Here is a 19,988-nt window from a genome sequence, read left to right as displayed (position 1 = left end):
GAGATCGAACGGATCGATCCGACGAACGACGATTAGCCGAGTTGTTTCAGCGTCCGGAGATCGCGATCAGTCCGCGTAAACTCCGACATCCGCCGAGAGGCGTGGCAGTTCGGACAGTGGAACACGGTCGCCGGTTCGGGGAGGTCGCCCGGCGGAGCTTGCCAATTTTTCGCACACTCGGGGCACAACAGTTGAACGGTCGTTTCGTCCATGAGACTCTCTTTCACACCCGTAGGTGAAAAGCTTTGTCGCGGCGTCGGATCAGCGACTGCATTGGAACCGAAAGCGAACGGGCGTGGTGGTGCCAGCGGAGACGGGACTCGCGTCGATCAGGCTGGCGTCGCCGTGTCCGAGGCCTCGAGCAGTTCCTTGTACCGGTTTCGGATGGTCACTTCGGAGATGTTGGCGACCTCGCTGACCTCGTTCTGGGTGACTTTCTCGTTGGTGAGCAGGGCGGCCGCGTAGACGGCGGCAGCAGCGAGGCCGACCGGCGACTTGCCCGAGTGAACGCCCTTCTCTCGAGCGCTGTCGAGCAGTTCGCGCGCCATGCGCTCGGTCTCGTCAGAGAGCTCGAGTCCGCTGATGAAGCGCGGGACGTAGTGCTCGGGGTCGGCGGGCTTGACCTCGAGTCCGAGCTGGCGGATCACGTAGCGGTACGTTCGCGTGAGTTCCATCCGGTCGACGCGGCTCACCGCCGAGATTTCGTCGAGGCTCCGAGGAGTGCCGGCCTGCCGAGCGGCGGCGTACAGCGACGCCGTCGCGACGCCTTCGATCGACCGGCCCGGGAGGAGATCCTCCTCGAGCGCACGGCGGTAGATCACCGAGGCCGTCTCGCGGACGTTCTCGGGGAGACCGAGCGCGGAGGCCATCCGGTCGATCTCGCCGAGGGCCTGCTTGAGGTTCCGCTCTTTGGAGTCGCGGGTACGGAAGCGCTCGTTCCAGGTGCGCAGCCGCTGCATCTTCTGGCGCTGGCGGCTCGAGAGTGCCTTCCCGTAGGCGTCTCTGTCCTGCCAGCCGATGTTCGTCGACAGCCCCTGGTCGTGCATCATCTTCGTCGTGGGTGCGCCGACGCGGCTCTTCTGATCTTTCTCGGCCGAGTCGAACGCGCGCCACTCCGGTCCGCGGTCGATCTCGTCCTCCTCGACGACCAGCCCACACTCGTTGCAGACCGTCTCGGCGTGTTCGGCGTCCGAAACGAGTCGGCCGCCACACTCCGGGCAGCGATCTTGCTCTTCCGTCCGCTGCGTCTCGGTCTGGGTCTCTGTCTCGCCGGTGTACGTTCGGGTAATCGTATCTGTCATGATGTATCACTTGGTTACTCGGGGCTCCCGGGCGGGGAAACCAGAAAAAACCCGGTCACCTCTGCTAACATATAGTTAGACCGAAAACCATATAAACGTTTCGCCTACTTAATAAACAGATCGGCGTTCGAGTTATATACGTTTCGGATATTTTGTCATTGATCGTGTACAATATCGGCGTGCGACGCCCGGCCACCACGGGGCCGGTCCCCGCAGATAAACGTCTCGAACGTCGACGACGATTACCCCCGTGAGTCGGTAGCCGGATCCCCAGCGGAGGACTCTCACACGGTAGCGCTGGGTGGCGGTCACACGGTAAAGAGGTGCCCATCCGTCGGAACGTCGAACAGTCCCACGCGCGCACCCGCATCGAGCCACGCGTGTCCGTACGAGAACGCCGCCAGCGCGTTCACGAGGTCTCCCTCCGCTCGGAAGTGACGTCCGTCTTCGAGGTACGACGCTGCCATCTCCCGACACTCCGCCGCTGCCTCGGCCATCGGCGTCCCCGACGGCGGGGCGACCGCCGCCGCCTCGAGCGCCTCCGCCAGCAACTCGCCGTATCGGTCGGTCTTCTCCTCGAGTTCTGCAGCCATACCTGGAGGGTCGACCGGCCACGCTGTAAGTCCGTCGTCAGCCTCGGCGATGACTACCGCGGCTGTGTCCGGACCGTGCACCCCGGCACAAGGAGTTTACCGTCACGACTCTGTACGATCGTCCATGGACGACCAGACGCGAGTGGAGATCTACACCAAAGATCCCTGCCCGTACTGCGAGATGGCGAAATCCCTCCTCGAGAAGAAAGGCGTGGCGTACGAGGAGTACCTCGTCACCGGTGACGACGAGCTGTTCACGGAGATGGTCGAACGCGCCAATGGCCGGACGACCGCCCCCGAAGTGTTCGTCGACGGCGAACTGATCGGCGGCTGGAACGAGACCCGCGCGCTCGAGGAGTCGGGCGAACTCGACGAGTTGCTCGGCCTCACCGTCGCCGACGGTGGCACGGACGTCGAGCACCGGAACCTGATCATCGCCGGGACGGGGATCGCCGGCCTCACGGCGGCGATCTACGCCGGCCGGGCGAACAACGAGCCGCTGGTGCTGGAAGGCGACGAGCCGGGCGGCCAGCTCACGCTCACGACCGACGTGGCGAACTATCCGGGCTTCCCGGAGGGGATCAGCGGCCCCGAGCTCGTCACCGAGATGAAAGCCCAGGCCGAGCGCTTCGGCGCCGAGATCGACCACGGCGTCCTCGAGTCTGTCGAGCGCGTCGAGCAACGCTCGACTGTAAATCGGAACGTGGAGCGTTCCGATGACGCCTCCGACCGGCCGTTTCGCGTCGAGCTGACGAACGGCGACGTCTACACCGCCGACGCGATCATCGCCGCCTCCGGCGCGAGCGCGCGCACCCTCGGCGTGCCCGGCGAGGACGAGCTGATGGGCTACGGGCTCTCGACGTGTGCCACCTGCGACGGCGCCTTCTTCCGCGGCGAGGACATGCTGGTCGTCGGCGGCGGCGACGCCGCGATGGAGGAGGCGCACTTCCTCACCAAATTCGCCGACACCGTCTACCTCGCTCACCGCCGCGAGGAGTTCCGCGCCGAGCAGTACTGGATCGACCGCGTCGAAGAGAAGGTCGAGGCCGGCGAGCTCGAGATCATGAAAAACACCGAACTGCTCGAGGTCCACGGCTCCCCCGAAGACGGCGTCGACCACGTCACGCTCGTCCACAACGAGCAGGGTCACCCGACGGACCGGCTCGACGACCCCGAAACCGACGAGTTCGACTTCGACGTCGGCGCGGTCTTCCTCGCCATCGGCCACACCCCCAACACCGACTACCTCGAGGACACCGGCGTGCAGATGGACGACGAAGGCTATCTCCGAACCCAGGGTGGTACCGACGGCGGCCAGACCGAAACCGACGTCCCCGGCATCTTCGGCGCCGGCGACGTCGTCGACTACCACTACCAGCAAGCGGTGACGGCGGCGGGCATGGGCTGTAAAGCCGCCATCGACGCCGACGCCTACCTCGAGGAGCTCGAGCGCGCCGACGCCGCGACCGAGACTGCCACAGCCGACGACTGACGCCGTAGCCGGGGAACAGAGCGGAGTCGCTTACAGCCGACTCGGCGCGTCGAGTCAGTCGAGGGCGTCCGACTCGACGTCGTCTTCGGCCATCTCGAGGAACTCGAGGAGCTCTGAATCTGCGTGCTCGAGGTACTCCGGCGGCGGCGCGCTGACGGGCCCGGGCTCGGCGCCATCGCAGCCGTGAGCGTCGATGAGGATGGCCCGGCGATCGTACTGCCGATAGTCGTCGATCGTCTCCGTCTCCGTCCACTCGTAGATGTAGTACATCGTGGTGCGCTCGAGAGGTTGGCCGTCCCACTCGTAGTGCTCACAGAGATACTCCTGGTAGTGTTCGACGACGCCGCTCTCCCGGCCGTCGACGCCGTGGTTCCTGACAGAGATCATGTAGAACCGATGACGGTACGTCTCGAGCTGTTTGTAGTTGTCGGCGTACGGTCGATCCCACTGTAAAGGCCGATCGTTGAACACGTCGACGTGCTGGCCGTCTGCGGTCTCCCCGGCGAAGACGAAGTACCGGTTCGAGGAGATCGGGCTCGGGTAAAAACGCCACGACGGCTCGGCGAGTCGGACGGTCTGTTGGCCCGCCGTGACCTCGTCTTCGAACGGGATCGACTCGTCCTCGTCGATGACGCCGATCGTCTGGGCGTTTGGAATGACCGTAAAGATCCCCGAAACCAGGACGATCACGATCACGAGGGTGGTGGCCGTCCTCCGCAGTCGCTCCGTCGGGGGGATCCGATCGCTGATCGCCAGGTGTGGGAGCCGTCGCTCGAGATGCCGGCCCTGGCGGGTCACCGCGGCGACAACCCGCTCGACCGGAAGGTCGAACCGCGACGCCACCCACGCGGCGTCGTCCCACGCCCGGGACTGGAAGAACAGCATCAGCCCCATGATCGCCGCGTAAGGGAACGCGCCGATCCGGACGGTGACGGCCAGAAACAGGTGCCCGCCCGCGTAGAGGGTCGCCAGCAGGTACCGTCCTCGGCCGGTAAACAGCAACAGCAGGGGCGATCCCAACATCAGGGAGTACCACATGATGCCGCTGAACTGCATGAACAGTGGGAACTCCCGAACGTACTCAGAGAGGAAAAACGCCACGCGGTCGTAGTGCAGGATCGTCGTCATCGTCTCGCCGCTGAGCCACGCCTCCCGCGACGGGATCTTGTGACTCCCGTTGGTGAGGTACATGAGCATCATCTGGGCGAGCGCGAACATCCCGGCGAGACCGGTGTACTGTTTCGGGGGCGGCCCGTCGGCCCGGAGCGCATCGATCGAGTAGCGCGCCCCCAGCGGCATGAACATCGCCCAGAACAGCATGTGCCTGAAGATCACGTCCGCGTAGCTGGTGACGATCGGATTCCGGTAGTCGACCGAGACGACGAAGAGAAACGAGACGACGATGGCGAACCGGGTGTAGTACCCCAGGATTAGCTGGATCGCCACGACGAAGTGGATGGCAAAGAGGAGCAACGTGATCGTCGGCTCCCCCGAGAAGAAAAACACCGAGACGGCGTATTCCGGCACGAGCCCCTGTGCGACCTCTACGGGCACGACGCCGTCGTCGGTGTAGAAAAACCGGAAGTTACGGAGCCGAAGCAGGATGTCGACGACGATCAGGACTCCCGCGATGACGCGAAAGACCGCGAGCGAGCGCGTGTCGATCCTGATTCGGCGTCTGAACTGCTCGATCAGTGCGTTCCTGTCCATCGGTATCAATCCGCAGCTCGGAGGGGCAATTCGACCGCTCGTTTCTAGCGCTTGACCATGAACGTACCGGATCGAATCCAGTGGTCGCTACGACCGCAAACCACAACAGCGAAACCGCCCGAACAGGTCACTAGAGTGTAATGAGCGGACTGCGACCGAACGAGTCACGAATCGCGCGGGTGGTCGACCCGTGACCGACCCCGACCGCCGCCGCGTGCTCCGTGCGACGGCTGGCATCGGTGCCGTCGGACTCGGCGTCGCCGCTCCGGTGACGACGCGAGCAACCGCCACTGCGCGAGTTCGCTGGCGCTTCGAGACCGACGGCGCCGTCTTCTCCTCCCCGACGATCCTCGACGACGCCCTCTACGTCGGCAGCACCGACGGCCACCTCTACGCGGTCGGCGCCGACGACGGCACCGAGCGCTGGCGCTTCGAAACCGACGACGCCATCTTCTCTTCCCCGACGGCCCTCGAGGAGACGCTCTACGTCGGCAGCGACGACGGCCACCTCTACGCGGTCGGCGCCGACGACGGCACCGAGCGCTGGCGCTTCGAAACCGACGACAAAGTACCCTCCTCACCGACGGCGGGCTTCGTCGGCGAGGATCGAACACCGGTCGTCTTCGTCGGCAGTGACGACGGACGGCTCTACGAAGTCGACGCCGAGACGGGCACGGAACGCTGGCACCTCGAGACCGACGCGGCCGTCCGCGCGTCGCCGCTCGTCGACGACGACACCCTCGTCGTCGGCAGCGACAACGGACAGCTCTACGCCGTCACGCTCGAGTGGGCACAGACGCGGTGGTACGCCCCGACCGGCGATGCGGTCCACTCCTCGCCGACCGTCGCCGACGTCGACGAGAACACCGCGGACGGGGCGACCGGTCGAACGCTCTTCGTCGCGAACGAGGCGATCACCGCCCTGCACCTCGAGGCAGGCCAGGAGCGCTGGCGCTTCGTCCCCGACAGTCGCATCTTCTCCTCACCGACGGTCGCCACCGTCGGTGCTGATTCGACCCCCGGCGTCTTCGTCGGGAGTGACGACGGGACCGTCTACGCCCTCTCGGCCGCCACCGGCGAAGAGCGCTGGCGCTTCGAGACCGACGACACCGTCGACTCTTCTCCCACCGTCGTCGACGACACGCTCTTCGTCGGCAGTAACGACGGCCACCTCTACGCCCTCTCGGCCACCACAGGCGAGCAGCGATGGCGCTTCGAGACCGACGGCGCCGTCTTCTCCTCCCCGACCGTCGTCGGCGGCACGCTGTACGTCGGCAGTACCGACGGCCAGCTGTACGCCCTCGACGCCGGCGTCGACGGCTCGAGTGAGTGTTCGCGCGTCGCCAACGGAACGCTCGGCCACCACCACGGTCGAGCCGACCAGCGAGGAGGAGAAGACGACGGCCTCCCCGGACCAGGGATCGTCGGGACGCTCGCTGCACTCGGCGGCACCGGCTACCTGTTCGCTCGACAGTCGGCCCGATCGGACGAGTCGTAACGGTTCGCTTTTTCGCGCTCGCCATCACCCTCGAGCCCACCCGAAGCCGTTCCCGGCGGACCGACAGGTCCCTGCTTCGGCGTCGGTGATGACCGGTCCTCGTTCGTCTGGCTGTTGCTCACACCAATCCGAGCCGATAGCGCTCGACGACTCCATCAGACAGTCGTCAGCCCCGATCCGATCGGACTCGAGCTCGAGCGAGCCCTCTCACGCGGTCCGATCATGGTGACGTCGGCGCAGTCGCTCACCGGGTAACGGACGCGAAAAATGAAAACCGCAACGAATGATAATCCGGAGTTGAAATCCGGTGGTTCAGCCAGTCAGCTCAGTCCTGCCGGCGCAGGGCGAGCATCGCGGCGGCGAGGAGTGCGACGAGTGCGACGGCGACGCCGAAGCCGGGCTGGCTGTCGTCATCTTCCGTCTCCTCAGGCTCCTCGGTCTCCTCAGGCTCCTCGGTCTCCTCAGGCTCCTCGGTCTCCTCAGGCTCCTCGGTCTCCTCAGGCTCCTCGGTCTCCTCAGGCTCCTCGGTCTCCTCAGGCTCCTCGTGCTTTACGACGTCAGTCGTGCCCGAGGCGGAGTCGTTGTCGGTCTCGACGGACCAGTCGATCTCACCAGCTTCGCTGGTGTCGAGGTCGAAGCTGTCTGCCCAGCTCTCGCCCTCGTCGAGTTCGACGGCCTCGTTGTAGACCTCGTCACCGCCGACGGTGACGACGATCGACTGCTCGTCGGACTCTTCGCCGGTGTTGGTGACCGTCACGTCGAGCGACGCGGCGTCGTCGACGTGGACCGACGCGGGTGCGTCAGCGTCGATCTGGAAGTTCGCAGGGAGGTCCTCATCAGCGTCGTAGACGAGGCCCTGGACTTCGTCCTCAGCGTCGCCTGCTTCCTGGACGTTGATGCGGCGGATCTCGGTACCCTCGTCGACGTCGGAGAGGTCGAAGGTAGCCGTGATCGTGTTACCGTCGACGTAGGCGTCACCGCGGACGACCTCCGTCGGGAAGCGGAGCGTGTAGTCGGCTTCCGTGCCGGGTGCGACGTTCGTCTCGGCGGAGATCTCCGACTCGGCGGAGTTCTCGACCATCAGACGGTCGTCTTCGTTGAAGTTGCCGATGATCTCGAGGACACGCTCTTCGACGGTGAACGTCTCAGAGACGGTGTGCTCGTCGTCCTCGCCAACGTACGCGTTGTCTTCAGTGACCTCGACGCTGACTTCCCACTCCTGTCCGTCCTCGAGGGCCTCGCCAGCGAACGAGCCGCTGGTGTCGAGGACCACGTAGAACACGCCGTTGTCGGCGTCAGTGACGACGGTCAGGTCGTCCTGGTCGTCAGTGACGCTGAAGCTGGCGGGGTCAGCGAACGGGCTGTCTTCGGTCTCCTCGAAGAGCATCTCGATGCCGACGTCGTCCTGCATCTCGTTGCCGTCGACCAGGTATCCGAAGACGCCGGTCGCTTCGACTTCGACGATGAGGAGGTCGTCCTCAGCGACGTAGTCGCGCTCGGTGGTCTCGTTCAGGAAGTCACCGAGGTCGCCCTCAGCGTCTGCGAGACTACCAGATTCGGGTGCAACGTGGGTGGTGACGCTCTCGACTTCACCGTCCTCGAGCATGAGGAAGGCGGCGTCGACCTCGTCGTCGCTGTCGATCTCAGTGTACAGTTCGAGTTCGTAGTCGACCGCAGGCAGCGGCTCGTCGTCGAGCGCACTGGTGAAGTCGGCCGACGCACCGACGTCCTCGGTGACGTCGTCGCCCTCACTGTTCAGCACGGTGATGGCGGCGTCGTTGTCCTGGCCAGCCTCGTAGGTGTTGAGCTGGATCGTCAGGTCCTCATCGACGTCGTCAGCGGCGCTGACGTCATCGATGGTGATGGTTCCGACGAAGACGTCGTCTTCCTCGGAGGTGACGTTGATCTTCAGTTCGTCGAGGTTGCCGATCTCGTCGCCATCCTCGTCGACGATGACGAGGTCGACGACGTCACCGGCAGCCGACTCGTAGACGTTGTCCTCGAAGACCGGGTTGATCTCGAGTTCAGCGAGGATCTCGATCTCGGCCGTGTCCTCGGCGGTGGTGTCGTAGATCTCGACCGTGAACTCGTACTCGCCGGCGTCGATGCCGTCGAAGTCAGCGTCGATCTCGTCGCCCTCGACGACGTTCTCGATGATGACCTGGCCATCGGCGTAGGCGGAGGCGCCCGCGAAGATGTCCTCGAGTTCGTCCTCGTCGAGGTCACCGTCGGCATCGATGAGGATGTCGACGTCGGCCTGGCGGTTGTCGTCCTCGAAGACGAGGGTGGAGGAGGCACCGGAGCGGACCTCGTCATCCTCGAAGTCGAATTCGACTTCCTGCTCGGTCACTTCGAACGAGTCGGTGCTGACACCGGGCGCGCTGAGCTTGTAGTAGCCGTCACGGTCGGCCGTGTCGATGACGATCGTTCCGTCATCGTCCGCGCGGATGTTGGTCTGGTGGCTCACTCGGTCGCCGTCGGCGTTGCTCGAGTAGAGCTGGACCAGTTCGTCAGCGTCGAAGCCGTCGACGGAGACAGTCTGGCCGGCGAAGAACAGCTGACCGTCGAGGTTGCTGTAGTGACCGACGTTGACGTCAGCCTCGTCAGCGTCCTCGGGTTCGTCTTCGTCTTCGTCGTCGTCATCGTCGTCAGCCTCGGCGACGGTGACAGTCTGGGTCACCGACGAAGGCTGCGTGACCTCGAACTCAGCCTGGTCGCCAGCCTCGGCGTCAGCCGGCGGGATGAGAGTGACCGTGACCGTGTAGTCACCGGCACTGTCGAACATCCAAAGGAGTTCGTTGGTCACTTCGATGTGATCTCCGTCGTCGGAGATGTCAGCAACGTCCCAGCCGTCAGGGACGTTGGCAGAGATTGCTGCCGTGTTTTCGGCGGTGATTGTAACAGTCGATCCATCCATCTCGATTTCGTCCGCATCGACAGTAACTTCCTGTGCAACTGCTGGTGCAGCGAACGCTGCACTCATTGCAACTACCGACAGCACCATCAGGGCTGACAGGAATACTGCGCGTATTTGTTTCGATTTTGTCATCGTTAGGGTATCTGTATTTTCGTTTCTATTCTGCATCGTGTGCAGTCGAACGATAGTTCATCGTTCTGGTGCTTAGTTAGCTTTCTCGATTCCCAGGCGGGACAGTCGGTGATACCGACCAACACGTTAAGTATTTTCTGTTCGCCGGTAACGGATTATTATCCGTTTCCGATCAGCTGTCTCGTCCGGGTTCATTTGAATTGCTGGTACCTGATTGTAAATACTTTCTGGTGAGAACGCCCACACAGACAGAGTATCACAGTCAGGTAATCTCTGATTATCGCGAAAGGTCCGCCAGCCTGTCCTGATAGCTGACGATAAAGCCACGGGTAGTGTGCTCGAGCGGACCAATGACACAGCTGTCGCTACAGGATGAAAATAAATAAAATTGTGAGAGGGCGCGACGCCGGTCGTTCCGGCTCGCGTAGTTAGCTGTCGTTACGCAACCAGGTCGTTGTGGAGTGCGGCGATGTCAGCACCGGTGAAGGTGACACCGTCGATCTCGTTGTCACCGTCGACGATCAGCTGGTTCTGGGCAGCCGCGATGTCAGCACCCGTCACCATGCTATCGTCGCCAGTGAAACCAGCGATCGCGTAGTAGACGTCCTCGTCAACGGGGTAGTCGTCTTCGACCTCGTCGACAGTCAGCGTCCACGTGTCAGACACGTCGTCGTCAGTCGAGACGTACCAGTCGTAGTCGCCAGCCAGGTCGGACGTGTCGAGTTCGAAGGTGACGGTCTCGGTTTCACCGGAGCCGAGCGACACACCCTCGGATGCGACTTCGTCGCCAGCGAGGTAGAACGCGACGTCCTGGTTCTCGAGTCCGACACCAGTGTTGGTGACGGTCGCCGTCACGGTGACGGTGTCACCCTGGTCTGCGGTCACGTCCTCGGCAGGTTCGATCTCCGTCACGAGGACACCCTCAGGTGCCACCGCGTCGGGGATCACGATGTCTGCGTTGGTCGTACCGGCTGGGAGGTCCTTGAGTTGACCCTCGTTGAAACCAGTGTGGCCGTGTTCGTCCTCGGCAACGACGCGGTAGTCGAGACCGGTGCGGACGTCAACGAACGAGTACGAACCGTCGTCACCAGTGTTGGTGTCATCGACGTAGTCGAGAGTGCCAGTGGCTTCGTCGATCACGTACAGGGTCACGTCAGCGTTCGGGATGAGCGTGTCCTCGTTGTCGACGACGTCACCGGTAATCTGTGCGTCCTCGAAGACCTCGATAGTCGCCTGGTCTCCGCCCTCGGCGAAGAACCGCTGACCGTCGCGGTCAGTCTCTTCGATGGTGGACGCAGTGACGTTCGTCTCACCGGTGAAGCCCATGTCGTGGGCGACGAAGGTCGTCGTCGCGATACCGTCAGCGTTGGTCGTGACGGTGTCGTCGACGAGGTCACCGACGTTGCTGAAGCCGTTGTCTTCGATCAGTTCAGCGTCGAGTTCGACCTCACCTGCGGGCTGTCGCTCGTCTTCGTCAGCACCGACTTCGGCGAGGAAGACCTCGAACTGGACGATGGTCTCCTCGCCAGTTGGGAGGGCCGTCCACTTCGTGAATTCGCCGGACTCGGGGTCCTGCGCCTTCACGTCGATGTAGTAGTTCAGGTCGACGTCGGGCGTGTACTGCTGGACGCTCAGGTCGACGTTGTACTGCAGAGCACCAACCTCGGCGTTCGGCTCGACGGGAACGACGCTGTAGCCGCGGAAGTTAGCGAATCCGACCCGGTCTTCGGGGTCGTCAGCCGAGACGGCATCACCAGCACCGGCGATGACGACGTACTCCTCGTGCGTCGGCATGTTGAGCAGCTCGAAGTCACCGTGTTCGTTGGTGTAATCCGTCGGGATGACACGGTCGTCCTCGTAGCGCTCGTCGACCGCATCGAACGTCAGGTCCTCGGTGGGCGAGAACAGGGCGTCGGGCGTTGCATGCGTTCCACCAGCGGTATCGAGGCTGACGTTCTTCCAGAGGACCTCGGTCGTCTGGTCCTCCAGGGTCACCTCAACCAGCTGCTGGACCTGGTAGTCGTCGGGCTCCAGGAAGGAGACGCCAATCAACTCACCAGTGTCACCCTCGGTCTCGTGGACGTCGAAGCCGATCGACGTCTCGTTCTGGACGACCTCGGTGTCACTGGAGGTGTGCACCAGGTAGTCAGCTCGTGGGTCCTGGATGATCTCTTCGTTGTCTTCGTAGGTCACGACGCGGAACTGGTCGCCGTCAGCGATGCGGACGTTCTCCGGCGAGTGGCCGATGACGTTCTCGCCACCGACTTCAGCCGGGACCTCTTCGAGGGCCGCACCGTCGTTGATGCTGGCCATGTTCTCCATGAGGTCGTCAAACTGGACAGCGTGGACCGGCACGTTCGCGATCGGCTGGATGTTGGACTGTCGGTCGTCCTGGACGCCGATCATCCGGTCCTGTCGAATCTCGTCGACTTCACCGGAGATCGTACCGGTGTCACCGATTTCGGGGACGAAGATGATCGTCAGCGTGTCGTACGCGGTGTTGTCACTCTGTGCGTAGAACTCGAGTTCGACTTCGATGTTGTCCGAGAAGTCGTCGGCGTCGTGGGTGCCGAGGTCGAGGCTGATCTCGAAGTCGGTCAGGCCGTCCTCGTCAGTGTCGCTCTGTACGGGGTCGACGACGACGTTGACGTTCTGGCCGGCATCCACACCGTCGACGATTTCGGCATCGTAGTGGACGGTGTCCTCGAACGGAGCGAGTTCACCGAGGTCGGTGCCGAAGTCTTCGTTGTCCATCGTCTCGACGAAGACGTCGGCTTCGACGGACTCATCGATGTCGACGGTCTCCTGCCCGAGACGCTCGGGGTCAGGGTCGATCGGGACGTCGCCGTCCTCGATGTCGCCAGTGATGCGGTCGAGCTCGCCATCGGCGAGGATCGTCAGCCGGTCAGCGTCCTCGACGCGCTCGAGGCGGAAGTTCAGGTCGTCGTTCTGTCCACCCTCGAGTTCCTCGGTCACACCGTCGAAGGTGAAGAACCGGTTCTCGGGGTCATTGACGGTGAACTCGTACTGAGCCGTGTCTTCGATGAGCGCGAGCTCGATGTCGTAGACGTCAGGCTCGCCGGGCGTGAAGCCAGCGCTGTCGACGAGGTCGTTCTCCTCAGCGAGGTCGTCGAACTCCGACAGCGGCACGTTCGTGAAGAAGTACCGGTCGCTCTCACGGTCGTAGACGGTAACCTCGAGGTCGCCAGCGACGTCGCTGTCGATGGCGTTCTGCTGGCGGTCCGTGAGCTCACCAGTGATCAGCGCGTTGGCGTCCTCGCGGACGGTCAACGTGCCGTCGTAGGCTTCCTCACCGTCGACGGTGATTTCGTAGTCGTACGTGCCAGCGGGCAGGTCGGACGTGTCCACGGTCAGCGAGACAGTCTCCGTCTCGCCAGCCCCGACGGTCACGTCGTCGGATGCGCTGTAGTCGCCTTCGGGCGTGTCGATCTCAACGCCGACGTCAGCGGTGGCTTCATCCTCACCGGAGTTGTTGACGGTGACGTCGAACGTCGCGTCGTCACCCTCGGTGATCGGGGTAGCGTCGACGGAGTCGACGGAGAGCTCACCTTCTTCTTCCGGTGGCTCCTCCTCCTCCTCCGCAACGACGACGTCCTGCGAGTAGTCATAGTGCGCGTCGGTACCGTCAGGCGTGTCGACGGCCATGGAACCCTCGATGGTGTGCGTACCTTCTTCGTCCGGTGCGGTAGCCTCGTAGGTCACAACGACCTCGGAACCACCTTCGATGATGACATCGTCACCACCATCTTCGAAGAGGGTGAAGTTTCCGGGAAGGTCGTCAACGAAGGACGCACCACGTGCTTCCCCATCAACCTCATACGTGCCAACTCCCTGAATTGGTTCATATTCCGTGTCCATTTCAGGGGAGATCTCGTCGGAAACGATGAGGAATTCAATATCTTCCGTGACTTGTATAGTCGTCGTCACTTCGAACGTTTCGCCTGGCGCTACTGTTTCCGGTACGTCACGGTCTGGCTCTTCAGCCTGTGCCACAGCTGCGCCCGCAAACGCTGCGGACATAGCAACGACCGAGAGTACCATAATCGCGGCCAGGAACACTGCACGTCCCTTTTCGCGATAGGTTATATCGTCTCTTGTCATATTTGTTAGTTTTCGTGTTCCTTCTCCTGCGTGGCCACGCTCGTGTTCCGATCGGTGACTGCGGTATCCGAAGACTGAGTACCGTCCAAATTCCGCAATCCGATCCTACTTACTCGCCTGACCATGGGTAGGGGTACGAGGGATATGTTTTGGGTCGTGAGTTATATACTTTGTTGTCTCTCACCAGAAGCTAGTATGACGGTCGTCGTACAGTAAAACGCCATTACTCGAGCCGGCGGTTTCGCACGTTCGGCTGAAACGAGGCGGTTTCGAGCGGCGTTGTCGCCAGTCGCCGAACAGCGGGAATGTCGGTGAATGCGTGTTATGAATTCTGAAGAGTAGCAGAGTTACTCGTTTGGTGATTGCCGGTAAAAGAGTATCAAGTCACCGAACGAGACACGAACGGCTCGAGTCCGGTTCAATCAGCTCGAGTCCAGTTGGAAAACACACGCGACCGTCACGAGAAGGCGGAATCGACACAACAGCGGGGCTGATCGCCCCGACAAGAGACGACGTATTCGGTTGTCGAAACGGATGGATAAACCGGTACCATGCCCTGCGTACCCCTACCCACTCTGGCGGGGAACCGTTGTGATGTGGTAGAGCAGGGCGGTACCCCATCCGTCCCCGCCAGGTGGTGGTAGCGATCATCTATTCATCAACTTGTTGTTTGTTTTAGTGAGAAATTCACGTTTTTATGAGTGTTCAAAACAGTTCATTGGCCGCGTTGAGCCGGGAGTGACCGATCGAACAGTTCAAAGCGAATCGCCATCGTCGCCTCGACGAGCTCGAGTCCAAACGAGCGCTCCGAGCGAGGCCGGCGAGCCAGGAATAGAGCGATCGACACGGACGGAATGGAGCGATCGACGCGGGCGACACCCAGTCGCACGCGCGTGAAAGGTTATACTTCGGCTCCAGATCGCCAGTAATCGATGACGTCGCGCAAGAGGCCGGTGTCGATGATCCCGGACCGCCAGTCATCGATCGCATCGCGAAGACCGCCAGTCTGGACGGTGCCGTCCTCGTCGGTGTAGGTAGCGGCGGTCGCCTCGACCGTGAGCTCCGTGGTGGCTTCACCGCCATCCTCGACGTGAACGCCGAGCTGGTAGTCCCCAGGTCCGACGTCGATCAGTACGTTCTCGAACGCAACGTCGGTGTCCGAATCGGCCTCGAGGGTCACGGACTCGCTGTGCAAGAGGGCGTCGTCGAGACGCACCTCGACGTCGCGGGTCGCTGTGGACTCTCCCGCGTTCGTCACCGTCGCCGAGACGGTGAGTTCCTCGCCGTCTCCGACGGTTGCCGGCGCCTCGAGGTCACTCACCTCGAGTGAGGCGTCGATTCCTGCCGCGGCACTCACGGCTGCGTGTGCATCGATGATGCCGTGGCCGAATTCGGAATCCTGATCACCGCCGTCGGGGTGAGAGGCCGTCTCCTCGAGGAGTTGCTCGATCTCCGACACCGAGAGGTCAGGATCCTCGGTTACCAACAGCGCGGCGGCTCCAGCGACGTGAGGGGTTGCCATCGACGTACCGCTTTTATACCCGTGTCCGTCATCGGGGACTGCACTCAAGACGTTGACACCCGGTGCCGCAACGTTGGGAACGGTATACTCAGAAGGCCAGTGTGTCGGCGGGTTGTCCCACACGTCTGCAGTTGTGATTACTTCGCCACTCGAGCTAGCGTAGAGATTCTCGTTGCTATCCGATCCACCGACTGCGAACGCGTCGTAGACGTTTGCCGGAGAGCTGGAAGTCCCCTGACCTTCGTTCCCAGCGGCTGCGACGACGACGATGCCGGCGTCTCTCGCGTTCTCGACCGGGTCGATGAACTCGTCGATGTAGTCGTCGGCACCCAGACTCATCGTGAGGACGTCGACGTCGGCCTCGTGGTCGGTCGCCCACTGCATACCAGCCAGGATCGCGGGGAATGAACCCTCTCCATTCTCATCGAGGACTTTACTGTGGGCCAATCCGACGTCGGGAGCGACGCCGTAGTGAACGTTCGCGTCGGTCTGGTCCCCGCCAACGGTCCCGGTCACGTGCGTGCCATGCCCTTCGGGATCGTACGGTTCGCTATCTACCAGGTTGCCGCCTTCGTCGAACTCGGCCCAGCCGTCCTCGATCAACTCGAGGTCTGGGTGACTATCGACGTCGACGCCGGTATCGAGCACTGCGACCGTCGCACCCTCGCCACGGTTGTCGAACTCGTCCCAGACGTCGGGGGCGTTGATCTGCTCGAGCCCGTACGTGTAGTCGCTTTCGGCCGTCTCGGCGACCGTTGACTGGAGGGAACCGGTCTCGAGCGCGCCCTGATCGACGGCGGGTGAGCTGGCTGCCGTCGAGACGGCCTCGACTTCGTAGTTCTCGTGGATTCGTTCGACGTGTGGGAGCGCCGCGAGTGACTCGAGGTCGGTTTCGGTCGTGTCGACGGTCACCACGAGGGCGTTCGTGATCCAGAAGTCGGTTCGGACCTCGACGCCCGGTCGGCGCTCGAGAGTGGCGACGACCGGCGACTGGGTCGTTGCCGCGTGGGACTTGAGTTCGTCACGGACGTCCAGGTCAGACCGTGTGGTGGCCGCCTGTAGCCGCGGCTCGTCGACGTCGCGCAGTTCAGTCAACCGGAGAACGACAGTGAGTTCGTCCTCCGTCGACGCCAGTTTCTCGAGTTGCGGATCGATCACGGCCGCCCTGTGCTGTTCTTCGAGGCTGGCATCGGAGGCGTCGCGGTCCTCCAGAGCCAGGTTCCCGACCGAACCCGGGTCGCCAGCGGCGAGCGGCACCATGGCGACGAGCGAAACGATCAGTATCGTAGAGAGAGCGAGAGCCATTCCCGACCCGTTCGATGATCGAGGGCGTCGGGCCAGTGAAGAAGTGACGGATAGACTTCTAATTGCGGCATCACGAACTTCTGAATTTACTTTTTTATTGAAACTCATACATCCTGACCTGTACCTACTACAATACGTAAAAGTACCAAAAGATTACGGTTCTCGACAATCAGAAAGATCAATTCACAGTCGTGACGAAGGGCGTTCTGCACGAGGTTAGAGGTTAGATGGTCAGACACCCGTCACGGAGGTGAAGCGGAATGCGCTGATTCGGTCCGACCAGTTCGGAGTGTCTGTGTGTTACTACCGCCAGCAAAACGTGGCGACGGCAACACCGATTGCAAGAATCGAAACGACGAGTGAAAGCCCGAGCTCATCCTCTGCAGCCGGCTCCGATTCGTCACCGACGCCGTCGGCGTCAGTCATCTCCAGTTCATCGCTGTCGTCAGCACTCGTCGCGGTTTCCGACTCGTCGATGTCGACATCGTCTGCGGCGACTCCAGACTCGTCATCGTCCACATCGGCCGACTGGCCGTCGTCTTCGACTGTAGTGATCGTGAGGACGTCATCGCCGGCGACGGCTATCGGATCGGTTCCGGGGGTCGCACGGAAGTCGCCGTCGAACTTGAAGCGATCATCCAGGTTCGCGTCGTCGGGCACTTCGACGGTGAAAACGATCTCGAGCGTGCCCGCTTCGAGGTCGTTCGTGACGACGAGAAGCGAGTCGCCACCGGCAAACGCCAACATCGGCGTAATCGGTTCCCCGTCGAGCGTCAACGACTCGAGAGAAACGTCCTCGAACGCGGGATCGAACTCCTCGGCGTAGTCGACCGGTCCGTCGTCGTCGCGTTCGATCGTCGTCGTCACCGTCACGGCGTCGCCAGGCGTTGCGTTGGCCTCGAAAGAGCGGTCGACGGTCGCCTCGGCGGCGGCGGTACCGCCACCGACCCCAACCGCGAGCGCACAACACAGCAAGAGGAGTGGAAGAACGAACGTGCGTGACATGCGAACGAAATGGTAAGTCAGGAGTAATAAACGTACTGATGAAGGTGACGTTCGAGGAGCGACACTCGGAGCGTGAGAGCCACGCTGCGACGTCAGCCGTGGGCAGTCGACTCGAGGAGAACCTGCGCTTCGAGGAGCGTCTCGAGTTCGGACTGGACGGCCTCGAGGCGGGCGTCGTCGACGGTCGACTGGCGGAGCATGACGCCGGCGAGAGTCGTAGCCATCGCTTCGGGATCGCAGTCACGGACGGTTCCGCGATCGATTCCCGCCTGCAACAGCGTCGCGACGTACCGTTCGAAGACGCGGTCGCTTCGGTTGAAGTGGTTGCGATAGGCCGCGTCGTAGCGAGCTGGTGGCGTCCGGGTTCGTCGTGAAGGTCCGACGGACCACCTCGACGGAGACCCTTCACCTGTTGGGTGAACCTACTTCGGGCGGACGTTGCACTGGGCAACTATGGATCAGCTTCGAAACGGGACGGTCGCGCGGCGACGTCCGCGCTCGAGGACATGCAACTGACCGACGTCACCCTCCGGGAGGGTGAACAGCGGCCGGGGCAGTCCTACGCACCCGACGCGAAAGTCGAAGCCGGTCGGCGACTCGACGAGCTCGGGGTCGCGTCCGTCCAGGCGGGATTCCCGATCACCGGTGCGGCCGACCGGCAGGTCGTCCGGACGCTGGCCGACGACCTCGAGGCCGACGTCGTCGCGCTCGCCCGGGCGGTGCCGGGCGACGTCGAGGCCGCCGTGGCGGCCGAGGCGGACGTCGTCGAGGTCTTCGCCCCGCTCTCGGACCGCCAGCTCACCCACCTCGTCGACCGCTCGCGGGCGGAGATGTTCGACGCGCTACGCGAGGCGGTCGACCTCGCGTTCGACCACGACGCCGCCGTCGTCGTGAGCCTGCTCGACGCGTTCCGGACCGACGGCGACCACCTCCTCGAGGCGGCCGAGCGGTTCCCGGACGTCGACGTGCTCAACCTGGCGGACACGGTCGGCGCCCGGACGCCGACCTCGGTGGCGACGACGCTCGCCGAGCTGGGCGAACGGGTCGACCTGGGCAGGCTCGGCGTCCACTTCCACGACGACCTCGGGGTGGCGACCGCCAACGTGCTGACCGCCTACGAGGCCGGCGTCGGAAGGGCCGACGTCAGCGTCGCCTCGGTGGGCGAACGCGCCGGAAACGCGGCGCTCGAGGAGGTCGTCGCCGCCGGCGTCCTCGAGCACGGGACGTCGTTCGGAGTCGACCCCGAGCGACTCGTGCCCGTCTGCGAAGGCGTCCTCGAGACGCTCGGCGAGTCGGTCGCGCCGGGGAAGGCGGTGCTCGGCGAGGAGGTGACGCGACACGAGTCCGGGATCCACACGGCGGCGATGCTCGCGGATCCGAGCGTCTTCGAGCCGTTCGATCCCGCGACGTTCGGCGGGGAGCGCGAACTCGTCTTCGGCGCGGCCAGCGGCCGGGGGGCAGCCCGGGGGCTGCTCGAGCGCGCCGGCCTCGAGCCGACCGACGAGCGGGTCGCGACGGTGCTCGAGCTCCTCGAGAAGCGGGGGCCGCTCGACACCGCGGCGGCGGTCGAGCTCGTCAGGGATCGCTTCGGAGCCGACTGACGCGACCTGCACGCCTCGAGCTACGCCTCGAGTGACTCGAGCGCGTCGACGAGCTGGTCCGGGTCGATCACGCCGTCGTTTCGCAGCGTCCGGTTCGAGAGCGCCTGCGTGAGGAGTTTTTTCTCGGCCTTTCGGAGGTGCTCGAGGAACGTCGGGTGCGTGATGTCGAGGTCGGCGGCGACGTCGACCGCCTCGGCCTTGCGCGGCCAGTCGAAGTAGCCCGCCTCGAGGGCGGCCTGGACGACCTCGAGCTGTCGCGTCGAGAGGTCGGCCGGCCGTTCGTCGACGGCGATGAGTTTCTCGATCGAGACGACGCCCAGCTCCTCGAGGTCGGTGGCGATCGCCTGGATGTCGTCTCGACAGAACGTCAGCACGTCGAAGGTGCGCTCGGTGCCGAACGCGCGATCGACGCCGGCGAGGAAGCCGTTGTGGCGGCGGATGATCGGGATCGCCCCGCACGAGCGCTTTCGGACGACGATCACCGACTCGCCCATCGCGCCGACCCGCATCACCGACGGATACTCCGCCAGACGAGCGGCGATCTCGTCGCGCTTGTCCGTCACCTCCGCGACGAACGTGAGCGTATCGTCGTCGTGAACCTCCTCGTGCGTGACGATGAACGGGCTGTCGAACTCCCGCGTGACGTCGTTGAGCACGAAGTCCGAGTGGAGGTCGAGACGGATGGTACTCCGTAGCATAACTATGTTCACGGAGTTTCAGTATTGAATGTTGCGACACTACGAACGCCACGCCCTTCTGACTGTGTTTTATTTCTATATTAAATCATAGA

At 63.3% G+C, this 19,988-nt stretch carries 13 protein-coding genes and 1 pseudogene; 3 read left to right on the top strand and 11 right to left on the bottom strand.

Annotated elements, in window-relative coordinates:
* Positions 1 to 32 precede the first annotated feature (32 nt).
* The 3 genes from NMQ09_RS03925 to NMQ09_RS03915 all read right to left on the bottom strand — a co-directional run bounded on the left by NMQ09_RS03925 (position 33) and on the right by NMQ09_RS03915 (position 1,894).
* A complete protein-coding gene (locus NMQ09_RS03925) occupies positions 33 to 212 on the bottom strand; it encodes an IS66 family transposase (RefSeq protein ID WP_255193138.1) in 180 nt (59 codons plus the stop codon).
* Between the two features lie 117 nt (positions 213 to 329).
* Positions 330 to 1,301 (bottom strand): transcription initiation factor IIB, encoded by a 972-nt coding sequence (locus NMQ09_RS03920; protein WP_255193137.1) that lies wholly within the window; start codon positions 1,299 to 1,301, stop codon positions 330 to 332.
* A 308-nt stretch (positions 1,302 to 1,609) separates the two neighbouring features.
* Positions 1,610 to 1,894, bottom strand: coding sequence for a DUF357 domain-containing protein (locus tag NMQ09_RS03915; RefSeq protein ID WP_255193136.1), 285 nt, complete (start codon positions 1,892 to 1,894; stop codon positions 1,610 to 1,612).
* A gap of 124 nt (positions 1,895 to 2,018) precedes the next feature.
* Between NMQ09_RS03915 and NMQ09_RS03910 the strand changes: the two genes are divergently transcribed.
* Entirely contained in the window at positions 2,019 to 3,386 is a 1,368-nt protein-coding gene (locus NMQ09_RS03910) for an FAD-dependent oxidoreductase (RefSeq protein ID WP_255193135.1), read from the top strand.
* A gap of 54 nt (positions 3,387 to 3,440) precedes the next feature.
* On the opposite strand, the gene NMQ09_RS03905 is transcribed toward NMQ09_RS03910, so the two are convergent.
* On the bottom strand, positions 3,441 to 5,096 hold the full coding sequence (locus NMQ09_RS03905; RefSeq protein ID WP_255193134.1) for an HTTM domain-containing protein: 1,656 nt from the start codon (positions 5,094 to 5,096) through the stop codon (positions 3,441 to 3,443).
* Between the two features lie 190 nt (positions 5,097 to 5,286).
* On the opposite strand from NMQ09_RS03905, the gene NMQ09_RS03900 reads away from it, so the two are divergent.
* A complete protein-coding gene (locus NMQ09_RS03900) occupies positions 5,287 to 6,594 on the top strand; it encodes an outer membrane protein assembly factor BamB family protein (protein WP_255193133.1) in 1,308 nt (435 codons plus the stop codon).
* Positions 6,595 to 6,919: 325 nt separating this feature from the next.
* On the opposite strand, the gene NMQ09_RS03895 is transcribed toward NMQ09_RS03900, so the two are convergent.
* From NMQ09_RS03895 to NMQ09_RS03875, 6 genes and pseudogenes are all read right to left on the bottom strand, one after another.
* Positions 6,920 to 9,643 (bottom strand): BGTF surface domain-containing protein, encoded by a 2,724-nt coding sequence (locus NMQ09_RS03895; RefSeq protein WP_425607255.1) that lies wholly within the window; start codon positions 9,641 to 9,643, stop codon positions 6,920 to 6,922.
* Positions 9,644 to 10,081: 438 nt separating this feature from the next.
* Positions 10,082 to 13,522: a CARDB domain-containing protein gene (locus tag NMQ09_RS03890; RefSeq protein ID WP_255193131.1), complete on the bottom strand. Its 3,441-nt coding sequence runs from the start codon at positions 13,520 to 13,522 to the stop codon at positions 10,082 to 10,084.
* 138 nt (positions 13,523 to 13,660) lie between these two features.
* Positions 13,661 to 13,765, bottom strand: a pseudogene (locus NMQ09_RS21150) (surface glycoprotein); the annotation flags it as partial.
* Positions 13,766 to 14,666: 901 nt separating this feature from the next.
* Complete coding sequence (locus NMQ09_RS03885; RefSeq protein ID WP_255193130.1) at positions 14,667 to 16,547, bottom strand: S8 family serine peptidase; 1,881 nt, start codon at positions 16,545 to 16,547, stop codon at positions 14,667 to 14,669.
* Positions 16,548 to 16,895: 348 nt separating this feature from the next.
* Positions 16,896 to 17,597 carry a hypothetical protein gene (locus NMQ09_RS03880; RefSeq protein WP_255193129.1) on the bottom strand — a complete coding sequence of 234 codons (702 nt, stop codon included), beginning with the start codon at positions 17,595 to 17,597 and terminating at the stop codon, positions 16,896 to 16,898.
* 92 nt (positions 17,598 to 17,689) lie between these two features.
* Positions 17,690 to 17,821 (bottom strand): hypothetical protein, encoded by a 132-nt coding sequence (locus tag NMQ09_RS03875; protein WP_255193128.1) that lies wholly within the window; start codon positions 17,819 to 17,821, stop codon positions 17,690 to 17,692.
* A 282-nt stretch (positions 17,822 to 18,103) separates the two neighbouring features.
* Here NMQ09_RS03875 and NMQ09_RS03870 point away from each other — a divergent pair, with 282 nt between their 5' ends.
* Positions 18,104 to 19,198: a LeuA family protein gene (locus NMQ09_RS03870; protein WP_255193127.1), complete on the top strand. Its 1,095-nt coding sequence runs from the start codon at positions 18,104 to 18,106 to the stop codon at positions 19,196 to 19,198.
* 20 nt (positions 19,199 to 19,218) lie between these two features.
* On the opposite strand, the gene NMQ09_RS03865 is transcribed toward NMQ09_RS03870, so the two are convergent.
* A complete protein-coding gene (locus tag NMQ09_RS03865) occupies positions 19,219 to 19,896 on the bottom strand; it encodes a helix-turn-helix domain-containing protein (protein WP_255193126.1) in 678 nt (225 codons plus the stop codon).
* Between the last annotated feature and the right edge of the window lie 92 nt (positions 19,897 to 19,988).

It is taken from the genome of Natronobeatus ordinarius, assembly GCF_024362485.1.
In the GTDB taxonomy this organism is placed as follows: Archaea; Halobacteriota; Halobacteria; order Halobacteriales; family Natrialbaceae; genus Natronobeatus; species Natronobeatus ordinarius.
Note: the sequence above shows the minus strand (reverse complement) of the source record. Positions and strands in the feature narration are given on the sequence as shown.